The organism is Streptomyces sp. CRN 30, from assembly GCF_034105845.1.
This window is the reverse complement of sequence record NZ_JAVRHI010000491.1, coordinates 85,325-105,839: the sequence shown is the minus strand read 5'-3', so window position 1 is coordinate 105,839 and position 20,515 is coordinate 85,325. Positions and strand designations below refer to the sequence as shown.

Below are 20,515 nucleotides of genomic sequence, written 5' to 3'. Positions count from 1 at the left end.
AAGGTAAGAGGCGGGCGTCGTGACATGACCGGATGAGGAGCAGGACCGGATGACGAATTCCCTGAAGCCACCCGCGGCCCGCCGGGTCGCGGTCGTCGGCGGTACGCGCATCCCCTTCGCCCGGTCCGACGGCCCCTACGCCACCGCCTCCGACCAGCAGATGCTGACCGCCGCCCTGGACGGACTGGTCGCGCGGTACGGCCTCGGGGAGCCGGGCGCCGTCGGGGAGTTCGTCGCCGGTGCCGTCCTCAAGCACAGCCGCGACTTCAACCTCGCCCGCGAGACCGTCCTCGGCTCGGCGCTGGACGCCCGTACCCCCGCCTACGACATCCAGCAGGCGTGCGGCACCGGGCTCCAGGCCGTGATCGCCGCCGCCAACAAGATCGCTCTCGGCCAGACCGAGTCGGCGGTCGCGGGCGGCGCGGACACCGCGAGCGACGCGCCGCTCGGCGTCAACGACGCGCTGCGCCGCATCCTGCTGGAGGCGCGGCGCGCCAAGAGCCTCGGGGGCCGGGTGCGGGCCCTGGCGAAGGTGCGGCCCGGCCACCTCGTCCCCGACATCCCGCGCAACGCCGAGCCGCGGACCGGCCTGTCGATGGGGGAGCACGCCGCGGTGACCGCGCGGGCCTGGGGCATCGCCCGCACGGCCCAGGACGAACTGGCCGCCACCAGTCACCGGCGGCTGGCGGCGGCGTACGACCGCGGGTTCTTCGACGACCTGGTGGTCCCGTTCCGCGGTCTGGAGCGCGACCAGAACCTGCGGCCCGACTCGACGCCGGAGGGACTCGCCCGGCTGCGGCCGGTGTTCGGCACCGACGGGCCGGAGCCGACCATGACGGCGGGCAACTCCACACCGCTGACGGACGGCGCGGCGACCGTGCTGCTGGCGAGCGAGGAGTGGGCCGAGGCGCGCGGGCTGCGGCCGCTGGCCTACCTCACGGCGTACGGGACGGCGGCCGTGGACTTCGTCTCCGGGGACGTCGCCGACGGCGAGGACGGGCTGCTGATGGCGCCGGCGTACGCGGTCCCGCGGATGCTGGAGCGGACCGGGTACGGCATCGAGGACTTCGACCTGGTCGAGATCCACGAGGCGTTCGCCTCCCAGGTGCTGGCCACCCTCGCCGCCTGGGAGAAGCGGGGGCTGGCCCCGGTGGACCGGACCCGGCTCAACGTCGCCGGTTCCTCGCTCGCCACCGGCCACCCCTTCGCGGCGACCGGCGCGCGGATCGTGGCGACCCTCGCGAAACTGCTGTCGGAACGGGAGGGTCCGGGGCGCGGTCTGATCTCGGTCTGCGCGGCCGGCGGCCAGGGCGTCACGGCGATCCTCGAACGCCCCTGACACACCCGCCCGCTCCGGGACACCCCTGACGCACCCGCCCCCCCGCCCTCGGACGCCCCCGACGCGCCCGCTTCCGGGACACGACTGGCGTACTCGCGGGTAACCCCCAAGTTGCACAGCCCCGGCCCCGGACCGTCCCCGAACCCGCACCAACCCCTCACGAGGGAGCCGTACGATCACCGTCCCGACCGCGGGCGATCACCTCCCCGCGGCCGTGCCACCGGGAAGAACCGGTGAACGTTCCGGCGTGCGAGGCACGTACGTCATGCGGCGGGCCGAGCCGCCGCCGCACGTCCCAGGAGCCGCCCGTGTCCACTCCCCTTCCCTCCTTCGCCGCGTCCGCGGCCTACTCCGACGCGCCCGGACCCACCCTCGTGGAGCCCGAGACGCGGCGGCTGGACGGGACCGTGCGGGAGGCGTACGTACCGCCGTTCGCCCCGCCGGTGCGGCACGGATCGCTCGCCGACCTGCCGTTCGACAACGCGGCCGCGGCGCCGGGATCGGTCGTGCTCAGCCGCCGCTCGGCGCAGGGCCGGTGGGCCGACGTGACGGCCGCCGACTTCGCCGGGCAGGTGACCGCGCTGGCCAAGGGCCTGATCGCCGAGGGCCTGGTGCCCGGCGACCGCGTCGCCGTCATGTCCCGCACCACCTACGAGTGGACCCTGCTGGACTTCGCCGCCTGGGCCGCCGGTCTGGTGACCGTCCCGGTCTACCCGACCTCCTCCCTCTTCCAGACCCGCTGGATCCTCCAGGACTCCGGCGCGGTCGCCCTCGCCACCGAGACGGCCGCGCAGGCGGCGGCCCTCGGCCCGGAACTCGACCGGCTGCCCGACCTCAAGCACCTGTGGGTCATCGAGAAGGACCACCTGGACCGGCTCGCGGAGCTGGGCACGCGGGTCCCGGACGCCGAGATCGGCGTCCGCCGGGCCATGCTGAGCCCCAGCACCCTGGCCACCCTCATCTACACCTCGGGCACCACCGGCCGCCCGAAGGGCTGCGCCCTCACCCACGGCAACTTCTTCGCCGAGGTCGACAACGCCGTCGAACTGCTCTACCCGGTCTTCAAGGCGACCACCGGCGAGGAGCCCTCCATCCTGCTCTTCCTGCCGATGTCGCACGTCTTCGGCCGGATGGTCGCCATCGCCTGCGTCCGCGCCCGGGTCCGCCTCGGCCACGCCCCCAGCCTCAAGCCGGAAGAGCTGCTGCCGGACCTCGCGGCCTTCCGGCCCACCTGTCTGCTGACCATCCCGTACATGCTGGAGAAGGTCTTCAACACCGCCCGTGCCAAGGCCGAGTCCGGCGGCCGGGCGACGGCCTTCGACCGCGCCGCCTCGGTCGCGGTCCGCTACGGCGAGGCGATGGAGGCCCGGCAGACCGGTTCGGGCGGCGGTCCTGGCCGCGCCCTGAAGACCGCCCGTGCCTTCTACGACCCGCTGGTCTACCGGAAGATCCGGAGCGCCATGGGCGGCCGGGTCAGGTACGCCATCTGCGGCGGCTCCCCGCTCGGCCGCCGCCTCGCCGCCTTCTACGCCGGCGCCGGCATCGAGATCTTCGAGGGGTACGGCCTGACGGAGACGACGGCGGCGGCGACGGTCACCCCGCCGCTCAAGCCGCGCCTCGGCACGGTGGGCTGGCCGCTGCCCGGCACCCGTGTCCGGATCGCCGCCGACGGCGAGATCCTGGTCGCCGGCGACCAGGTCCTGCACGGCTACTGGGACCCGGCGGCCGGCGGGGTCGTCCCGGCCGCCCCCGACGGCTGGTTCGCCACCGGCGACCTCGGCAGCCTGGACGACGAGGGTTATCTGACCATCACCGGCCGCAAGAAGGAGCTGCTGATCACGGCGGGCGGCAAGAGCGTCGCCCCGGCGCCGCTGGAGAACTGGCTCCGCTCCCACCCCCTGATCTCCCAGTGCATGGTCCTGGGCGACCGCCGCCCCTACGTCACCGCCCTGTTCACCCTCGACCCCGAGGGCATCACCCACTGGCGCCGGATGAACGGCAAGCACCCGGTGCCACCGGAGCTGCTCGCCGACGACGAGGAGCTGTACGCCGTGCTCCAGCGGGCGGTCGACGAGGCCAACCGGCTCGTGTCCCGGCCCGAGTCCATCCGCCGGTTCACCGTCCTGGCCCGGGACTTCACCGAGTGGGGCGGCCATCTGACCCCGTCGATGAAGCTGCGCCGGGACGCGATCATGCGGGACTTCGCGGACGAGGTGGAGGGGCTGTACGCGACCGGCTGACGGCGCCGGGCGGCGGCCCGCTGCTCAGCGGCGGGCGATCAGGTACGCGTGCGGGGTGGTCTCGTCGAGCGACGGCTCGGGCTCGCTCACCAGCCGGTGCCGTACCTCGAAACCGGCGTCCCCGAGCAGCTCCGCCATCCGCTCCGGGCGCCGCCGTTCGAAGTCCAGGGTGACGGGGTGGCCCCAGGGCCGGTCGTGGGTCCGGGGGACGTCACCGGCCTGGAAGGCGAGCAGCAGCGGGGCGCCGGGCGCCAGGACCCGCCGGAACTCGGCGAACAGCGACGGCAGCCGGTCCAGCGGCGTGTGGATCGTCGAGTACCAGGAGACGGCGCCGCCGAGCGACCCGTCGGCGGCGGCCAGCTCCAGTATCGAGCCCTGCTCGAAGCGGAGCGCGGGATGCTCGCGCCGGGCGACCGCCAGCATCCCCTCCGAGAGGTCGACGCCGTACACCGGCAGCCCCTGCGCGGCGAGGAAGGCGGTGACCCGCCCGGGTCCGCAGCCGAGGTCGGCCACCGGCCCCGCCTCCGGCAGCGCCAGCTCGGCGAAGGCGGTGAGCACCGCGCGGTCCAGCGGCTTGGCCAGGTGGTTGCCGCGGAAGAGACCGGCGTACTCCTCGGCGATGGCGTCGTAGAAGACGCGGGTACGGGGGACGAAGGCGGCGTCGGGAGTCGGTTCCGTCATGCCGGGGGACCCTAGTCGCACCCACTGACATCACCCGGAGATTCCGGGGGGGGGGCAAAGGCAGGAGCCCCACGCCGGGTGGCGCGGGGCTCCTTGGGTACTGCGCTCGATCCGGATCGGGTGATCAGATCATTCCGATCAGATCAGACCGGGGTGACGTTCTCCGCCTGCGGGCCCTTCGGACCCTGCGTGACGTCGAAGGACACCTGCTGGTTCTCCTCGAGGGACCGGAATCCGGTCGCGTTGATCGCGGAGTAGTGGACGAAGACGTCGGGGCCGCCGCCTTCCTGGGCGATGAAACCAAAGCCCTTTTCGGCGTTGAACCACTTCACGGTTCCGGTAGCCATAAGCCCTCCTTGGGCCCAAAGGGTTGCCCTGCTCCAGAACCAGCAAGTGTGAAGAGAATTCCGCACAACTGCATACGTCTGAGAATGACGAGAGCCCGCGGTCACATGCTCCGCAGGCTCTGTACTGCAAGGGAAACCAAACTGCAACTTGCGGCGAGCCTAGCATGAGGGCAGCCGAAAGCAACAGAGCGCAAGATCACTTCACCCGAATGTTTGAACGCGCGGGGCGTCCGGCTGACACCGGGGCCCGCCACCGGGCCGGTGAAGGGGCGGCGCCGGGCGAGGGCTAGCCTCGCGATGTGGACAATTCTCGCACCCGGCCGCGCGTCGGCCACATCCAGTTCCTGAACTGCCTGCCCCTGTACTGGGGGCTCGCGAGAACGGGCACGCTCCTCGACTTCGAGCTGACGAAGGACACCCCGGAGAAGCTCAGCGAGCAGCTGGTGCAGGGAGACCTCGACATCGGGCCGATCACCCTGGTCGAGTTCCTCAAGCACGCCGATCAACTGGTCGCCTTCCCCGACATCGCCGTCGGCTGCGACGGCCCGGTGATGAGCTGCGTGATCGTCTCGCAGAAACCGCTGGAGGAGCTGGACGGCGCCCGGGTCGCCCTCGGGTCGACCTCGCGCACCTCCGTCCGGCTCGCCCAGCTGCTGCTCGCCGAGCGCTTCGGTGTCCGGCCCGACTACTACACCTGCCCGCCCGACCTGAGCCTGATGATGCAGGAGGCCGACGCCGCCGTCCTGATCGGCGACGCCGCGCTGCGCGCCAACATGCTCGACGGGCCCCGCTTCGGCCTGGCCGTGCACGACCTCGGCGCCCTGTGGAAGGAGTGGACGGGCCTGCCGTTCGTCTTCGCCGTCTGGGCGGCCCGGCGCGAGTACGCCGAGCGCGAGCCGGTCATCACGCGCAAGGTGCACGAGGCGTTCCTCGCCTCCCGCAACCTCTCCCTGGAAGAGGTCGACAAGGTCGCCGAGCAGGCGGCCCGCTGGGAGGACTTCGACGAGAAGACCCTCGCCCAGTACTTCACCACCCTGGACTTCCGCTTCGGTGAGAAGCAGCTCGCGGCGGTCACGGAGTTCGCCCGCCGGGTCGGCCCGACGACCGGCTTCCCGGCGGACGTGCGGGTGGATCTGCTCCAGCCCTGATCTCCCGCCACGGCGGCCCACTACCCTGCTGGCAGGTTCCGGCGTACGGGGGAGGGGTGGACGCCATGCGCCCGCTGGAGACCGGCGAACCCGCCGCCGTGGGGCCCTACCGGCTGCTCGGCCGGCTGGGCTCCGGCGGCATGGGCCGGGTCTACCTGGGCCGCAGCGCCGGCGGACGGACGGTCGCGGTGAAGATCGTGCATCCGCACTTCGCGCTCGACGAGGAGTTCCGGGCCCGGTTCAGGCGCGAGGTCGACGCGGCCCGCCGGGTGGGCGGCGCCTGGACCGCGCCCGTCCTGGACGCCGACCCCGACGCACCCGTGCCCTGGGTGGCCACGGCCTACGCGGCCGGTCCGTCCCTCGCGGCGGCGGTCACCGAAGGTGGTCCGCTGCCCGGTCCGACCGTACGGGCGCTGGGGGCGGGGCTCGCCGAGGCGCTCGCGGCCGTGCACGCCCTGGGCCTCGTCCACCGGGACGTGAAACCGTCCAACGTCCTGCTCACCCTCGACGGCCCCCTCCTCATCGACTTCGGCATCGCGCGCGCGACCGACGGGACGGCGTCCCTGACCTCGACCGGCGTGTCGATCGGCTCGCCCGGCTACATGTCGCCCGAGCAGGTCCTCGGCAAGGGCGTGACCGGCGCGACGGACGTGTTCTCGCTCGGCGCGGTGCTCGTCTTCGCGGCGACGGGGCGGCCGCCGTTCCCCGGCGACTCCTCGGCGGCGATGCTGTACCGGGTCGTGCACGAGCAACCCGAGCTGGGGGCGCTCGACGGGGAACTGCGGGAACTGGCCGTCGCCTGTCTGGCGAAGGACGCCGCCGCCCGGCCGGCGCCCCGGGAGGCCGCCCGCCGGCTGGCCCCCGAGGGCGCGGCGCGGCTGGTGGCGGGCGGCTGGCTGCCGGGTCCGCTGGTGGAACAGGTCAGCCGGAGCGCCGTACAGCTGCTGAACCTGGAGGCGGAGGGGTCCGGACCCGCCGGGGAGGCGGGGCGCACCGGGGAGGCGGCGTCGGGGCCGGTGGGGTTCAGCAGTCCTTCGGTGGGGACGTCGCCGGGGGCCCCGCCGTTTCCGCCGCCGCCGGCTCATCCGCCGCCTGCCTCGCCGCCGGTCCTCCCGCCGTCGACTCCGCCGCCGGTCCGTCCGCCGTCGGCCTCGACCCCGCCCGAGCTGGACCCCCACGCCCCCACCGAACTGTCCGACCGGCGTCCCGGCCGGGTCTCCGTCTCCGTCGCGGCGGTCTCGGAGGGCGACGGGGGTGAGGGGCGCGGCCGGGTCCGCCGCCTGAGCTGCACCGTCGCGCTGGCGGTCGCGGGCGCGTTGGCCGCCGTGACGGTGGGCTCGGTGTTCGTGTTCGACCTCCTGCCGGGCGGCGGCGGGGAGGACAGCGGCGGCAGCGACGCGGCCAAGCCGCCCGCCGCCACGTCCGCGCCCTCGACGTCCGCGCCCTCAACGTCCGCGTCTGACTCGGCGTCCGCCTCCGGCGCCGTACCCGCCGCCTACCTCGGCACCTGGGAGGGTCAGGCCACCGCCCGGGACGGCAGCCTGCCCATGGGCACCTTCCGGCTGACCGTCGCCGAGGCGAAGGCGGGGCAGCGGCTCGGCACGATGCGCCACACCGACATCCTCGGCGGCACCTGCGACGACATCCTGACCCTGAAGGAGGTCACGGACGAGCGGATCGTCGCGGAGGCCGTGGGCGACGAGTCCAACCGGGGCGTGTGCAGCCAGGCGAAGCACACCGTCCGCCTCACTCCCGTCGGCGACGACCTGCGCTACGAGTCCGACAGTGCCGAGTCGGGACGGCCCGAGGCGCGCCTGTCGAAGATCGGGTGACCCGGAGGGAAGCGCCCCGGTAGGGTCGCGGCGTGAGCGCCGAGCTGTCGATCGCCGCCCTGGCGGCGCTGTGGGGCGCGGTCGCGGGGGCGTTGCTGCCGCGGGCGGCGTACCGCTTCTCCGTGCCCTCCGGCGAGGAGTGGCGGAGCACCTGCCCGGACGGGCACCCGGTCGAGGGCTGGCTCGGAGCGGCCCGCTGCTCCCGGGGCGGTGCGGCGTACGGACCCGGTGCCGCCGTCCCCGCCACCGTCACCGCGCTCGCCTGCGCGGCCCTCGCCGCCGCCACCGGCACCCGGCCCGAACTGGCCGTCTGGCTGCTGCTCGCCCCGGTCGCCGTGCTGCTGACCCTCGTCGACGTCCGGGTGCGGCGGCTCCCCGACGTCCTCACCCTGCCGCTCGCGGGCGCAGCCCTCGTCCTGCTCGGCCTGATCACGCTGGTGCCCGAGCACGCCGGATCGTGGTCGACCGCCCTCTACGGCACCCTCGCGCTGGGCGCCGGCTACTACGCGCTGTTCCTGATCAATCCGTCCGGCATGGCCTTCGGCGACGTCAAGCTCGCCCTCGGCGCGGGCGCCGTCCTCGGCTGGTACGGGTGGTCCACCCTCGTGCTGGGCGCCTTCGCCGGGTTCCTGCTCGGCTCGCTGTACGGGCTGGTCCTCGTCGTCGCCCGGCGGACCGCGGGCGGCGAGGGTCCCACGTACATCGCGTTCGGCCCGTTCCTGATCGGCGGGGTCTTCCTCGGTCTGCTGGTGGGGGCGTATACGGCCTGACGCGACCGGCGCGCACGTCTGACGGGGACCGGCGCACGCGCTTGACGGTGACCGGCGCGCACGTCCGACGGTGACCGGCGCGGACGGCCTGGCGTCGGGCGGTTGTGGCCGCTGGCGTACGCTGGTTCGGTCCGTCCACAACGGGACGATCTGTCCACAACCCTTGACGAAAGGGACGCCCGGTGACCGAGAAGGCCGACCTCCAGCCCATCCTCGACCGCGCCGCCGCCGGTGGTCGGATCACCCCGGAAGAAGCCCTCGTCCTGTACCGGGACGCCCCGCTGCACGCGCTGGGCGCCGCCGCCGACGCGATCCGCCGGCGCAGGTACGCCGGGACCGAGCACATCGCGACGTACATCATCGAGCGGAACATCAACTACACCAACGTGTGCGTCACGGCGTGCAAGTTCTGCGCGTTCTACGCGGCCCCGAAGGACACCAAGAAGGGCTGGAGCCGCGACCTCGACGACATCCTGCGCCGCTGCGCGGAGACCGTCGAACTCGGCGGCACGCAGATCATGTTCCAGGGCGGGCACCACCCGGACTACGGCGTCGAGTACTACGAGCACCACTTCTCCGCCATCAAGAAGGAGTTCCCGCAGCTCGTCATCCACAGCCTGGGGGCGAGCGAGGTCGAGCACATGGCGCGGATCTCCAAGGTGAGCGCCGAGGAGGCGATCCGCCGCATCCACGCGGCCGGTCTCGACTCCTTCGCCGGGGCCGGCGCCGAGCTGCTCCCCGCGCGTCCGCGCAAGGCCATCGCGCCGCTGAAGGAGTCCGGCGAACGCTGGCTGGAGATCATGGAGATCGCCCACGGCCTGGGGGTCGAGTCCACGACCACCATGCTCATGGGCACCGGCGAGACCAACGCCGAACGCATCGAGCACCTGCGCATGATCCGCGATGTGCAGGACCGCACCGGCGGGTTCCGCGCGTTCATCCCGTACACCTACCAGCCCGAGAACAACCACCTGAAGGGCCGGACGCAGGCGACCCTCTTCGAGTACCTGCGGATGATCGCCATCGCGCGGATCTTCCTCGACAACGTCGCCCACATCCAGGGCTCCTGGCTGACCACCGGCAAGGAGGTCGGCCAGCTCTCCCTGCACTACGGCGCCGACGACCTCGGCTCGGTCATGCTGGAGGAGAACGTCGTGTCGTCGGCCGGTGCCAAGCACCGCTCCAACCGGCTCGAACTGATCGACCTGATCAGGAAGGCGGGCCGGGTCCCCGCGCAGCGCGCCACGACCTACGAGCACCTCGTCGTCCACGACGACCCGGCCAACGACCCGGTCGACGAGCGCGTCGTCTCCCACATCTCGTCCACCGCGATCGAGGGCGGCACGGCCCACCCCGAACTGAAGCTGATCGCCACCAGCTGACTCGCCGAGAACCGACACCCCGATGCTGACCGTTCACACCGCCGACGAGGTCCGTACCGCCTGGGACGACGCCGTGCCGCTGACCGGCGCGGCGGTCGCCGTCGAGGGCGGGCGGATCGCCGCCGTGGGGGCGCTCGCGGAGATCGAGCGGCGCTTCCCCGGCGCGCGGGTGCGGCGCTGGCCCGGCGCGCTGGGCCCCGGCCGGGTGCACGAGGGGCCGCTGCCCGACGCGCCCAGCCCGCGTGAACGCGTCCACGCGGTGCTCACGTCCGGTGCGGTGGCGGTCGTCGAGCGGTACGTCGACGCCGAACTGCGGGCCGCCGCCGAGCGCAACGGCGTACTGGTGCTGCCCGCGTCCGTACCGGCGGTCCTGGCCGACGGAGGGCGGGCCGACCTCGCGGTCCTCGACGCCGACGGCGCGTGCCTCGCCACGGTGTGCGCGGGCCGGCTGGTGCACCGCCGCCGCTGACACACCGGGAACGGTACGGGGTCCGCCTGCCAGGGGATCAGCCTGCTACGAGGATCAGCCTGCTACGGGGGTCAGCCTGCTACGGGGGTCAGCCCGCGAACGCCTCGCCGAACGCGCCCGCCTCCTGGTCCACCCCGCTGCAGTCCGTCGCCGCGTCGTCCGAGTCGGCGTCGTCGTCGCACGCCTGGTCGCGGAAGGTCGACCACATCGACACCCAGGCGATCTCCTTCTTCTCCGCGAACGCCCGTACCTCGGCAGCGTCGTCGAGGGTGAAGGTCTCCCCGTCGACATCGTTGACGCCGATCATCGAGGTCAGCGCCATGCCACGCCAGGCGTTCGCGTCGGAGAGGCCGAAGACCGACTTGAGCTGGGTGTGCGCGGCCTTCGCGGAGGTGACGGCGTAGTCGCCCATGTCACCGTCGTAGGACTCGCCGTAGTTCATGGTCATGAGGTTGACCGTGGAGACCTGCACGGCGTGGTCGTTGGCGGACTGGAGCAGCGCGATGCCGTCGTCGTCGAGACCCGAGGGCATCACGGGGAGGGTGAAGGAGACCTTCAGGTCCGTGCGTTCCTCCTGGAGCAGTGCGATCGCCTCCGAGCGCAGGTCGACCGAGTCGGAGTCGGTCAGTTCGTCGCCCTCGATGTCGAAGTCGGCGAGGGTGGCGCCGCCCGCCGCGTCGAGGGCCTCGCCGTACGCCTCGGCCAGGTCCTCGGCGCTGTCGCAGGTCGCCGCCAGTTCGTCGCCGGAGGCGCCGCCGAAGGAGACCCGGACCTGCGCGCCGTCCTCGGTGAGCTGCGAGACGCGCGAGGCGACCGTCGAGTCGTCGATGGCGTGGCTGCCGTTCCACTCAGGGGTGCAGCCGCTGCCGGAGGAGATCACGAACGCCAGGTTGTACGTCGCCGGGGAGCCCGCGGAGTCCAGGTCGGAGGCGGTGGTGGCGCTGACGTAGGGGGCGTAGGAGGTGGCCGACGCCGAGGGCGCGCCGGACGACGGAGCCGTGGGCGCGGCGTCCGGCGTACTGTCGTCGTCGGACCCCGTCGAACAGCCCGCCGTTGCCAGGGCGAACAGGCAGATCAGCCCCACGGCGGACTTTCGTGAACCCTTCATCGCTACGCTCCCGCTCTCAAGATTGTGTCTCAGGACGGAAACAGAAAGCGTCTCCGAATCGGAAAGGTGCCACACGCGACTGTGTCTCTCCTGGGCGAGAACCTCACTTTTCCTGCGGTTTCTCAGGAGAATGACAGGCTCGGCCGTTTCTCACGGGGGCCTCACAAGTAAGTCAGAGTTTCGGTCACATAAAGCGTCCCTAGTATTCGGGGAATGCATTCCGAGCCTGCCATCGAAAGCCGCGCCGCTGTGCGCGGTCGCCGTCGCAAACGCGGTAACGGGTCCGCCGCACCGGTCGACGGTCCTGTGTTCGTTGACAACTCCGGACGCCGGGCCAAGCTGCTGCGCCGGCTCGGCCTCCTGATCGGCGTCGTCTGTATCGGGTACGCGATCGTGCTGGGCCTGGCCTTCATGGGCATCGGCACCTCCGTCAACCCGTCCTCGCTGCTGCCCTTCGGCGGCGACGGCGGCGGTTCCGCGCCGGGCGGCGGCATGCAGCCGCAGGGCGGTGTCGTGCCGAGCGGCGCGCCCAGCGGCGCTCCGTCCGGCGCCCCGCCCACCGGAGCCCCCACCGGAGCCCCTACCGGAACCCCCACCGGTTCCGCCTCCGCCCCGGCCGCCTCCGCGACCGCCGACTGACCGGAAGCGCAGCCAACTCCATGACCACGACACCCCCTTCGCGCGGCCGCCGCCGCGCCCCCGGCCGGATGGAACGGGCCGCGGGCCGGGCCGCCGCCCTGCAGAGGCCGCGTACCGTCCTCGCTCTGCTGCTCCTGCTGGCGCTGACCTGCGTCATGCTCCTCGACGGCTATCTGCGCTCCGAGGTCGGCGGCGACGAACGCGTCCGCACCGGGGCCAGCTCCAGCGACGTCCCCGACGACGTGACCGACGGCGGGCCGATCCTGACCTTCCCCGGCGGCCAGGCGACCACCGTCTCGGTGCCGGACAAGACGATCGCGCTGACCTTCGACGACGGCCCGGACCCGACCTGGACGCCCCAGGTGCTGAAGATCCTTGAGGAGTACGACGTCCCCGCGACGTTCTTCCTGGTCGGCTCGATGGTCTCGCGCTACCCGGACATCGTGGACGACCTGGTCGACCAGGGCAACGAGGTGGGCATCCACACGTTCACGCACGTCGACCTGTCCTACCAGAGCGACGCCCGGATCACCCGGGAGATCGAGCAGACACAGCTCGCGCTGGCCGGCGCGGCCGGCATCACCACCACGCTGTTCCGCGCGCCGTACTCCGCGGAGATGGACTCCATCGACAACTACAGCTGGCCGGTCTACAAGAAGCTCGGCGCCGACGGCTACACCAGCGTCTTCATCGACACCGACAGCGACGACTGGAAGAAGCCCGGCGTCTCGAAGATCATCAAGTGGGCCACGCCGGACGACGACGAGGGCGCGTCCGTGCTCTTCCACGACGCCGGCGGCGAGCGCTCGCAGACGATCGCCGCGCTGCCCAAGTACATCGAGAAGATGCAGGCGAAGGGGTACACCTTCACCACCATCAGCGGGGTCATGGCGGAACAGATCGCGGACACCGCCCCGGCCGCCGGCCCCGCCGGTGACGCCGGCCAGGCCCCGCAGGGCGGCGCCGCCCAGGACGGGACGTCCCAGCTCCAGGCCGCCCACCACAAGGCCACCGGCACCACCCTCTACGAGGGCAAGGCGCTCATCGCCGCCGTCCGCGTCGCCGAGTGGACCGTCCCCGCCCTCTCGGTGGGGCTGACCATCGTGGGCGTCGCCGTCATGGGCCGGTTCGGCATGATGCTGCTTCTCGCCCGGCGCCACTACAGACAGCGCAACAAACGCCGGTTCAGCTGGGGTCCGACCGTCACCCGCCCGGTCAGCGTGATCGTCCCGGCGTACAACGAGAAGGAGTGCATCGCCAACACCCTCAGGTCGCTGGCGCAGAGCACCCACCCCATCGAGGTCATCGTCGTCGACGACGGCTCCACCGACGGCACCTCCGAGATCGCCCGCGAGGCCGCCCGGTCGCTCGGCATGACCAACGTCCGTGTCATCCGCCAGGAGAACGCCGGCAAACCGGCCGCCCTCAACAACGGCGTGCGCAGCGCCAGTCACGACATCGTCGTGATGATGGACGGCGACACCGTCTTCGAGGCGGACACCGTAGGACAGCTCGTGCAGCCGTTCGCCGACCCCGGGGTCGGCGCGGTCGCGGGCAACGCCAAGGTCGGCAACCGCAACACGGTCATCGGCGCCTGGCAGCACATCGAGTACGTGATGGGCTTCAACCTCGACCGGCGCATGTACGACCTGCTGCGCTGCATGCCGACCATCCCCGGCGCGATCGGCGCGTTCCGCCGCGAGGCGGTCCTCCAGGTCGGCGGGATGAGCGAGGACACGCTCGCCGAGGACACCGACATCACCATCGCCCTGCACCGCGCGGGCTGGCGGGTCGTCTACCAGGAGCACGCCCGCGCCTGGACCGAGGCGCCGGGCTCGCTGAAGCAGCTGTGGTCGCAGCGTTACCGCTGGTCCTACGGCACCATGCAGGCGCTGTGGAAGCACCGCAAGTCCCTGACCGACAAGGGGCCCTCGGGCCGCTTCGGCCGGGTCGGCATGCCGCTGGTGGTCCTCTTCCAGATCGTCACGCCGGTCTTCGCGCCGCTCATCGACGTCTTCACCGTCTACGCGATGATCTTCGTCGACTTCAAGGCGTCGCTGCTGGCGTGGCTCGCGGTCCTCGGCGTGCAGCTGTTCTGCGCCGCGTACGCCTTCCGCCTGGACAAGGAGAAGTACCGCTATCTGCTGATGATGCCGCTCCAGCAGCTCGCCTACCGGCAGATGATGTACCTCGTCCTCATCCACTCCTGCGTCACCGCCCTCACCGGCGGTCGGCTGCGCTGGCAGAAGCTGAAGCGCACGGGCGAGGTCGGCACCCCGGCGGGGGCGAGCTGATGGGGGCGCACAGCAAGGGTGCGGTGGTGGCCCCCGGGGCCACCACCGCCCCGCCGGCGCCGCCGAGGGGGCGTCCGGCGTCCGGCCGGGACCGCTACTTCGACACGCTCCGCGCGCTCGCCCTGATCCGTGTCGTGACGTACCACACCTTCGGCTGGGCCTGGGCCGGGCTGGTCTTCCCCTCCATGGGCATCATGTTCGGACTGGCCGGCACCCTGATGGCCAGGTCCCTGGAGCGCCCCGCGCTCAAGGTGATCAGGAGCCGGGTGCGCCGGCTGCTGCCGCCGTTCTGGTTCTGGGGCGTCTTCGTCGTCGTCGCCATGCTGATCCACGGCTGGATACCGGACTGGCGGATCGTCTACTGGGTCGTGCCGCTCGGCGACCCGCCCGGCAATGCCTGGGGCGAGCAGGCCTGGGAGATCCTCTGGTACCTGCGGACCTACCTCTGGTTCGTCCTGCTCTCCCCGCTTCTGCTGCGGGTCTTCCGGCTGGCGCCCGTCCCGGTCCTGCTGGCGTCCCTGGCCCCGATCGTCGTCTTCCAGTACGTCTGGCAGCCGCCGGACAACCGGTTCGGCACCGGCCTCCTCGACCTCGCGACGTACCTCTTCTGCTGGGTCCTCGGCTTCGCGCACCGCGACGGGGTGCTGGCCCGGCTGCGCCCCGCCGCGGTGGTGCTCCTCTCCCTCGCCGCGCTCGCGTACGGCGGCTGGTACGCCTTCGCCCACCAGGGCGAGTACGGCACCTACGACCTGGACGACATCCCGCTCGCCCAGGCGTTCTGGTCGGCCGGTTTCGTGACGCTGCTGATGTACTCCAAGGCCCGGCTCGGCGTGGACTTCGCGGGGCTGGCCCGGTTCCGGCGGCTGGACCGGGTGGTCACCGTCTTCAACGCGCGCGCGGTGACGGTCTACCTCTGGCACGAACTGGCGCTGGTGCTGGCCGTGCCGCTCATCGACCAGTTCTGGAAGGTGCCCGCGTTCGAGACGTACCTGCCGCTGGAGAGCCAGTGGTTCCTGTTCGGCGTCGGCTGGGTGCTGATCGCGGCGTCCGTGCTGGCCTGCGGCTGGGTGGAGGACGTCGCCGCGCGGAAGAGGCCGGGGCTCCTGCCGTGGGACCGCCCTGCAAGAATGGCCGGGTGACCCGCGCCTCCCTGAACAAGCAGCCGCACGAAGTCGCCTCGATGTTCGACCACGTGGCGGCCCGGTACGACCTCACCAACGATGTGCTGTCGCTCGGCCAGGACCGGGTGTGGCGCAAGGAGGTCGCCCGCGCCGTCGACGCCCGCCCCGCGCAGAAGATCCTCGACCTGGCCGCGGGGACGGCCACCTCCTCGCTGCCCTTCGCCCGCACCGGCGCGTACGTCGTCCCCTGCGACTTCTCGCTCGGCATGCTCCAGGTCGGCAAGAAGCGGCACGCCTGGCTGCCGTTCACGGCCGGCGACGCCACCCGGCTGCCCTTCGCCGACGACGTCTTCGACGCGGTCACCATCTCCTTCGGGCTGCGCAACGTCCAGGACACGGACGCGGCGCTGCGCGAGCTGTACCGGGTGACCAAGCCCGGCGGACGGGTCGTCATCTGCGAGTTCTCGCATCCGACGTGGGCGCCGTTCCGCACGGTCTACACCGAGTACCTGATGCGCGCCCTGCCGCCGGTGGCCCGCGCGGTGTCCTCCAACCCGGACGCCTACGTCTATCTCGCCGAGTCCATCCGCGAGTGGCCCGACCAGCCCGCCCTCGCCGAACGGCTGCGGGGCGCCGGGTGGTCGAAGGTCGCCTGGCGCAACCTGACCGGCGGCATCGTGGCACTGCACCGCGGCTTCAAGCAGGCGTAGCCGGTCACGTCGGGCTTCACGACGGGCTGAGGAAGGCGTACGGGATGCCCGGTGTGCCGGGCGTGCCCGGTTCGTCCAGCTCCCGGCGCATGCCGCCGGACGGCGGCCGCGGCAGCCGGGGTTCGCGCACCCCGGCACCCCCGCCGCCCTCGCCCTCGCCGAAGTCGAACCAGACGGTGACCGCGGCGCCGCGCGGCACCTCGGCGCCGGGCGGCGGGTACTGCCGTACGACGTACTCCACCGCCACCCGGTGGAAGTCGGCGCGGTCGGGCGTGGCCAGCAGCACGTCGTGCGCCTCGGCCGCCCGGCGCGCGTCCACGGCCATGAGACCGACCATGCGCGGTACGCGCACTACGGGTGTATCGGGTTTTCGGTGCACAGACGTCACCCCCAGCGGTACGGGAAGGGTAACCCCCGCCCCGTACCCGCCGGAAGCGTTGGGTGACATTTTCATGGCCGACCGTCACGGAGAGTGACGAAATGGTGGGTGAGGGGCTGCCGGGACGCGGGAGGCGTCACAGCTCCAGCCGGTAGCAGTGCCCCTGCCGTTCGGACTTCGGGGTCGTGAAGACCTCCGCCAGCCGCATGCCGAGGCGTCTGGTGACCGCGATGGACCGCTCGTTGCCGGCGTCGACCATCGCGACCACGCCCGGCACGCCCGCCGCGCGCACCCGCTGCACCGTCTCCCGCGCGGCCACCGTGACATAGCCCTTGCCCCAGTGGGCCCGGCCGAGCCGCCAGCCGATCTCGATCTCGCCCTTCGGGCCCCAGGTGCCCGGCCAGGGCTGGGCGCCGGTGAAGCCGATGACCTGGTCCTGTCCGTCCAGCATGGTCCACAGGCAGAACCCGTGCTCGGCGTCGTGCCGGCGCTGGCGCGCGGTCAGCTCCTCGTACACCGACAGCTCCGCCGCCCGGCCGCCGTGGAACTCCATGACGTCCGGGTCGTCGAAGAGCCGGTGCCAGGCGAAGGCGTCCTCGTCGACGGGAACACGCAACCGTACAGCAGGGAGAGCTCGTTTCACGGGACAGCCCTTCAGCCGGGTGATCGATGACGCTGAATAGACTGCCCATGTCCGGTGCCCGTCGGCACGCAGATTCTCGAACCCTGGGGAGATCCCGCCGTGACCGAGCCCCTCTCCGACAACTCCGCCGATGTGATCGTCGTGGGCGCGGGGCCAGCCGGCTCCACCACCGCGTACCACCTGGCCAAGTCCGGACTCGACGTCCTGCTGCTGGAGAAGACCGCATTCCCGCGCGAGAAGGTCTGCGGTGACGGACTCACCCCCCGCGCGGTCAAGCAGCTCGTGGCCATGGGAATCGACATCTCCGAGGAAGCCGGCTGGCTGCGCAACAAGGGCCTCAGGATCATCGGCGGCGGCAACCGCCTCCAGCTGGACTGGCCCGACCTCGCCTCCTTCCCGGACTACGGTCTGGTCCGCAAACGCGACGACTTCGACGAGCAGCTCGCCCACCAGGCGCAGAAGGCCGGCGCCCGCCTCTACGAGCGCTGCAACGTCGGCGCCCCGATCATCGACGACCGCACCGGCCGCATCACCGGCGTCCGGGCCAAGCTGGGCGAGGAGAAGCGGGAGGTCACCTTCCACGCGCCGCTCGTCGTCGCCGCCGACGGCAACTCCACCCGCCTCTCCCTGGGGATGGGCCTGCACCGCCGCGAGGACCGCCCGATGGGCGTCGCGGTGCGCACCTACTTCAACTCTCCGCGCCACGAGGACGACTACCTGGAGTCCTGGCTGGAGCTGTGGGACCGCCGCGGCCCCGGCGAGGACCGTCTCCTGCCGGGCTACGGCTGGATCTTCGGTATGGGCGACGGCACCTCCAACGTCGGCCTGGGCGTCCTGAACACCTCCGACTCCTTCAAGGAGCTGGACTGGCGTGAGGTCCTCAAGGCGTGGTGCGCCTCCATGCCCGAGGACTGGGGCTACACCCCGGAGAACATGACCGGCCCGATCCGGGGCGCCGCGCTGCCCATGGCCTTCAACCGGCAGCCGCATTACACCAAGGGCCTGCTCCTCGTCGGCGACGCGGGCGGCCTGGTGAACCCCTTCAACGGCGAGGGCATCGCCTACGCCATGGAGTCCGGCCAGATCGCCGCCGACGTCATCGTCCAGGCGCACGCGCGGGCGACCCCGGCCCAGCGCGAGATCGCCCTTCAGCGCTACCCGCGCGTCCTGAAGGACACCTACGGCGGCTACTACAACCTGGGCCGCGTCTTCGTGAAGCTCATCGGCAACCCGAAGATCATGAAGATCGGCGCCCAGCGCGGCCTGACCCATCCGGTGCTGATGAAGTTCACCCTGAAGATGCTCGCCAACCTCACCGACCCGACGGGCGGCGACGCGATGGACCGCATCATCAACGGCCTCACCAAGGTGGCGCCGAAGGCCTGACGGTCCGGCAGCACCGAAGGGCCGTTGTCCGCACGGACAACGGCCCTTCGTACGCAGGTGGGTGGTGCGGCCGGACTACAGCACGCGCACCGCGCCGGTCGGCGGGTCGTAGGAGAGCGGCTTCTCGACGACGCCGGTGGAGGAGTTCTGCGCGCCGACGAACATGCCGTCGCCGACGTAGATGCCCACGTGGTAGGCGCTGCCCGCACCGCCCCAGTAGAGGATGTCGCCGGGCTGGAGGCTGTCCAGTCCGACCTGGGTGCCGGCGACGGACTGGTCCTGGGAGACGCGCGGCAGGCTGACGCCCACCTGCTTGTAGGCGGCCTGCACCAGACCGGAGCAGTCGTAGGCGGAGGGACCGGTGGCTCCGGAGACGTACGCCGCGCCGACCGCGGCCCGTACGAAGGAGACGACCGCGGCGGCCGAACCGGTGGCCGTGGACGAGCCGGTGGACGCCGACGACTCGGCGGCCGTGGACGAGCCGGTGTCGGCGGAGGCGGTCAGGGTGGTGCGCTCGGCGTCGCGCGAGGCGCGCTCGGCCGCGGCCTTGCGAGCCTCCTCCTCGGCCTTCTTCTTGGCCTCGGCGGCCTTCTTCTTGGCTTCCTTGAGGTCCGCCTTGGCTTCCTTGGCGGCCTTGGCCGCGGCGGCGTCGCGCTCGGCCTGCAGCTCGTAGCTCGCGGCGGCCTGCTGGGTCGCGTCCGCGGACTGCGCGACCTGGGCGGCCAGGTCGGCCGTCAGGGTGGGCAGCTCCAGCGTCTGCGTCACCGGCTCGGCCGCCTGCGCCGAACCCGACGCGCCGGCCACTGCCAGGGTGCTGAGCACACCCGAGGCAACTCCGGCCCGCATCGCGGCTGACGACGCGCTGCGGCGGGGCTTCCGGTGGCTGCGTATGTGAGCGGTGTGGGACATGGGTACAACCGGTATCAGGAGCTCCTCCATACCTACAAGAAACGTGGGCTGCGCCACAGTTGTTCAATCGGGGTCCCGAAACCCGGGCGTGTCGCCGTTCCTTGACGCCTTAACGGACATTGCGGGCGGCCGTAACACGGCTGTGATCACGGTGTTTGATCGTTACGCCCGAATTGCTCCCCGCCTACCACCGGTTGAGGCAGATGGCCAAGCCCGGTTCTCAGGCGGCTCTCATCGATGTGGCGGAGGTCACGGAACGGTCACCCGGCCGACTGCGTCCGTGATGCGCCCGTTGGGCGGTCCGCCCGTTTCGACCGCTCGTGAACGCGTGCACGCGTTCACAGAAGCCCCCGCGACGACCCCCAGGTGTGAATGCCGCGCACTATCAACTGATGATGTCCAGCGCCAATTTGCATGCACGGGAAGCTTCTTGATATTGAGACGCATTCCCTGAGCAGCGCTGATGAGCGAAAATGTCACCTCTGGTGATCACTCGGAAGCTTCCTGTGTGAAGATCACCGCTCATCCGACTTCATGATTCTTCGTCAGGTGGTGGAGATCACAAAGCTCATGCAATACCCCGTGTCGCAGATCACAGAGCGGCAGGCATAGGATGCCGTGCAGTTGGGCTTGTGACCCGCTTCACATGTTCGCGATCTTCGCCGGGACGAGCGGGGCTCGTGAGACGGCCGGGGCGGTCGTGAGTCCACGCAAACCGCCAGTCAGTGCCGACTGAGAGGAGCGAGGAGCGGTGAACGCCTATGCGCCCATCCTCGTACTGGGAGCCCTCGGGGCAGGCTTTGCGATCTTCTCCGTGGTCATGGCCACGCTGATCGGTCCGAAGCGGTACAACCGGGCCAAGCTCGAAGCCTACGAGTGCGGAATCGAGCCGACCCCCACGCCGGCCGGCGGCGGGCGCTTCCCCATCAAGTACTACCTGACGGCGATGCTCTTCATCGTCTTCGACATCGAGATCGTCTTCCTCTACCCCTGGGCCGTCACCTTCGACGCCCTGGGGATCTTCGGGCTCGTGGAGATGCTGCTCTTCGTGCTCACCGTCTTCGTCGCGTACGCGTACGTATGGCGGCGCGGCGGCCTGGAATGGGACTGAGGGGCCT

General features: G+C 71.6%; 19 protein-coding genes. 13 read left to right on the top strand and 6 right to left on the bottom strand.

Going from position 1 to position 20,515, the window contains the following annotated elements; translation table 11 throughout:
- Positions 1 to 49 precede the first annotated feature (49 nt).
- Complete coding sequence (locus UW392_RS55745; protein WP_320783145.1) at positions 50 to 1,339, top strand: acetyl-CoA C-acetyltransferase; 1,290 nt, start codon at positions 50 to 52, stop codon at positions 1,337 to 1,339.
- Between the two features lie 308 nt (positions 1,340 to 1,647).
- Entirely contained in the window at positions 1,648 to 3,579 is a 1,932-nt protein-coding gene (locus tag UW392_RS55740) for an AMP-dependent synthetase/ligase (RefSeq protein WP_320783144.1), read from the top strand.
- 24 nt (positions 3,580 to 3,603) lie between these two features.
- On the opposite strand, the gene UW392_RS55735 is transcribed toward UW392_RS55740, so the two are convergent.
- Positions 3,604 to 4,260: a class I SAM-dependent methyltransferase gene (locus UW392_RS55735; protein WP_320783143.1), complete on the bottom strand. Its 657-nt coding sequence runs from the start codon at positions 4,258 to 4,260 to the stop codon at positions 3,604 to 3,606.
- A gap of 143 nt (positions 4,261 to 4,403) precedes the next feature.
- Positions 4,404 to 4,607 carry a cold-shock protein gene (locus UW392_RS55730; RefSeq protein WP_004984723.1) on the bottom strand — a complete coding sequence of 68 codons (204 nt, stop codon included), beginning with the start codon at positions 4,605 to 4,607 and terminating at the stop codon, positions 4,404 to 4,406.
- Between the two features lie 299 nt (positions 4,608 to 4,906).
- On the opposite strand from UW392_RS55730, the gene UW392_RS55725 reads away from it, so the two are divergent.
- The 5 genes from UW392_RS55725 (at position 4,907) to UW392_RS55705 (ending at position 10,208) form a co-directional block, all read left to right on the top strand.
- A complete protein-coding gene (locus UW392_RS55725; protein WP_320783142.1) occupies positions 4,907 to 5,755 on the top strand; it encodes a menaquinone biosynthesis protein in 849 nt (282 codons plus the stop codon).
- 65 nt (positions 5,756 to 5,820) lie between these two features.
- A complete protein-coding gene (locus UW392_RS55720) occupies positions 5,821 to 7,587 on the top strand; it encodes a serine/threonine-protein kinase (protein ID WP_320783141.1) in 1,767 nt (588 codons plus the stop codon).
- 32 nt (positions 7,588 to 7,619) lie between these two features.
- The gene (locus tag UW392_RS55715) at positions 7,620 to 8,357 is read left to right on the top strand and encodes an A24 family peptidase (RefSeq protein WP_320783140.1); all 738 of its coding nucleotides are present in this window, start codon (positions 7,620 to 7,622) and stop codon (positions 8,355 to 8,357) included.
- Positions 8,358 to 8,539: 182 nt separating this feature from the next.
- Entirely contained in the window at positions 8,540 to 9,739 is a 1,200-nt protein-coding gene (gene mqnC, locus UW392_RS55710) for a cyclic dehypoxanthinyl futalosine synthase (RefSeq protein ID WP_320783139.1), read from the top strand.
- A 22-nt stretch (positions 9,740 to 9,761) separates the two neighbouring features.
- Complete coding sequence (locus UW392_RS55705; protein WP_320783138.1) at positions 9,762 to 10,208, top strand: imidazolonepropionase-like domain-containing protein; 447 nt, start codon at positions 9,762 to 9,764, stop codon at positions 10,206 to 10,208.
- A gap of 88 nt (positions 10,209 to 10,296) precedes the next feature.
- On the opposite strand, the gene UW392_RS55700 is transcribed toward UW392_RS55705, so the two are convergent.
- On the bottom strand, positions 10,297 to 11,316 hold the full coding sequence (locus UW392_RS55700) for a chitinase (protein WP_320783137.1): 1,020 nt from the start codon (positions 11,314 to 11,316) through the stop codon (positions 10,297 to 10,299).
- A gap of 306 nt (positions 11,317 to 11,622) precedes the next feature.
- On the opposite strand from UW392_RS55700, the gene UW392_RS55695 reads away from it, so the two are divergent.
- The 4 genes from UW392_RS55695 to UW392_RS55680 are packed head-to-tail and all read left to right on the top strand — an operon-like array spanning position 11,623 to position 16,080.
- On the top strand, positions 11,623 to 11,955 hold the full coding sequence (locus tag UW392_RS55695; RefSeq protein ID WP_320783136.1) for a hypothetical protein: 333 nt from the start codon (positions 11,623 to 11,625) through the stop codon (positions 11,953 to 11,955).
- 20 nt (positions 11,956 to 11,975) lie between these two features.
- Positions 11,976 to 14,249: a bifunctional polysaccharide deacetylase/glycosyltransferase family 2 protein gene (locus UW392_RS55690; RefSeq protein WP_320783135.1), complete on the top strand. Its 2,274-nt coding sequence runs from the start codon at positions 11,976 to 11,978 to the stop codon at positions 14,247 to 14,249.
- Positions 14,249 to 15,388, top strand: coding sequence for an acyltransferase (locus tag UW392_RS55685; RefSeq protein WP_320783134.1), 1,140 nt, complete (start codon positions 14,249 to 14,251; stop codon positions 15,386 to 15,388). Before UW392_RS55690 ends, UW392_RS55685 begins: the two co-directional genes overlap by 1 nt.
- A complete protein-coding gene (locus tag UW392_RS55680; RefSeq protein WP_320783133.1) occupies positions 15,385 to 16,080 on the top strand; it encodes a demethylmenaquinone methyltransferase in 696 nt (231 codons plus the stop codon). Before UW392_RS55685 ends, UW392_RS55680 begins: the two co-directional genes overlap by 4 nt.
- A 16-nt stretch (positions 16,081 to 16,096) precedes the next feature.
- Here UW392_RS55680 and UW392_RS55675 read toward each other — a convergent pair whose 3' ends face one another.
- Complete coding sequence (locus tag UW392_RS55675; RefSeq protein ID WP_414497574.1) at positions 16,097 to 16,432, bottom strand: PASTA domain-containing protein; 336 nt, start codon at positions 16,430 to 16,432, stop codon at positions 16,097 to 16,099.
- A gap of 163 nt (positions 16,433 to 16,595) precedes the next feature.
- Positions 16,596 to 17,102 (bottom strand): GNAT family N-acetyltransferase, encoded by a 507-nt coding sequence (locus UW392_RS55670; protein ID WP_320783131.1) that lies wholly within the window; start codon positions 17,100 to 17,102, stop codon positions 16,596 to 16,598.
- 99 nt (positions 17,103 to 17,201) lie between these two features.
- Here UW392_RS55670 and UW392_RS55665 point away from each other — a divergent pair, with 99 nt between their 5' ends.
- A complete protein-coding gene (locus UW392_RS55665) occupies positions 17,202 to 18,488 on the top strand; it encodes a geranylgeranyl reductase family protein (protein WP_320783130.1) in 1,287 nt (428 codons plus the stop codon).
- A gap of 75 nt (positions 18,489 to 18,563) precedes the next feature.
- On the opposite strand, the gene UW392_RS55660 is transcribed toward UW392_RS55665, so the two are convergent.
- Positions 18,564 to 19,397, bottom strand: a complete 834-nt coding sequence (locus tag UW392_RS55660) for a C40 family peptidase (protein ID WP_320783129.1) — start codon at positions 19,395 to 19,397, stop codon at positions 18,564 to 18,566.
- A gap of 751 nt (positions 19,398 to 20,148) precedes the next feature.
- Between UW392_RS55660 and UW392_RS55655 the strand changes: the two genes are divergently transcribed.
- The gene (locus UW392_RS55655) at positions 20,149 to 20,508 is read left to right on the top strand and encodes an NADH-quinone oxidoreductase subunit A (protein WP_003992243.1); all 360 of its coding nucleotides are present in this window, start codon (positions 20,149 to 20,151) and stop codon (positions 20,506 to 20,508) included.
- Positions 20,509 to 20,515: the final 7 nt, after the last annotated feature.

Excerpts from the sequence above, each read along its gene's own strand:
- UW392_RS55735 (WP_320783143.1), bottom strand. The coding sequence starts at position 4,260 with ATGACGGAACCGACTCCCGACGCCGCCTTCGTCCCCCGTACCCGCGTC.
- UW392_RS55705 (WP_320783138.1), top strand. The coding sequence starts at position 9,762 with ATGCTGACCGTTCACACCGCCGACGAGGTCCGTACCGCCTGGGACGAC.
- UW392_RS55660 (WP_320783129.1), bottom strand. The coding sequence starts at position 19,397 with ATGTCCCACACCGCTCACATACGCAGCCACCGGAAGCCCCGCCGCAGC.
- UW392_RS55700 (WP_320783137.1), bottom strand. The coding sequence starts at position 11,316 with ATGAAGGGTTCACGAAAGTCCGCCGTGGGGCTGATCTGCCTGTTCGCC.
- UW392_RS55690 (WP_320783135.1), top strand. The coding sequence starts at position 11,976 with ATGACCACGACACCCCCTTCGCGCGGCCGCCGCCGCGCCCCCGGCCGG.
- UW392_RS55730 (WP_004984723.1), bottom strand. The coding sequence starts at position 4,607 with ATGGCTACCGGAACCGTGAAGTGGTTCAACGCCGAAAAGGGCTTTGGT.
- UW392_RS55685 (WP_320783134.1), top strand. The coding sequence starts at position 14,249 with ATGGGGGCGCACAGCAAGGGTGCGGTGGTGGCCCCCGGGGCCACCACC.
- UW392_RS55720 (WP_320783141.1), top strand. The coding sequence starts at position 5,821 with ATGCGCCCGCTGGAGACCGGCGAACCCGCCGCCGTGGGGCCCTACCGG.
- UW392_RS55745 (WP_320783145.1), top strand. The coding sequence starts at position 50 with ATGACGAATTCCCTGAAGCCACCCGCGGCCCGCCGGGTCGCGGTCGTC.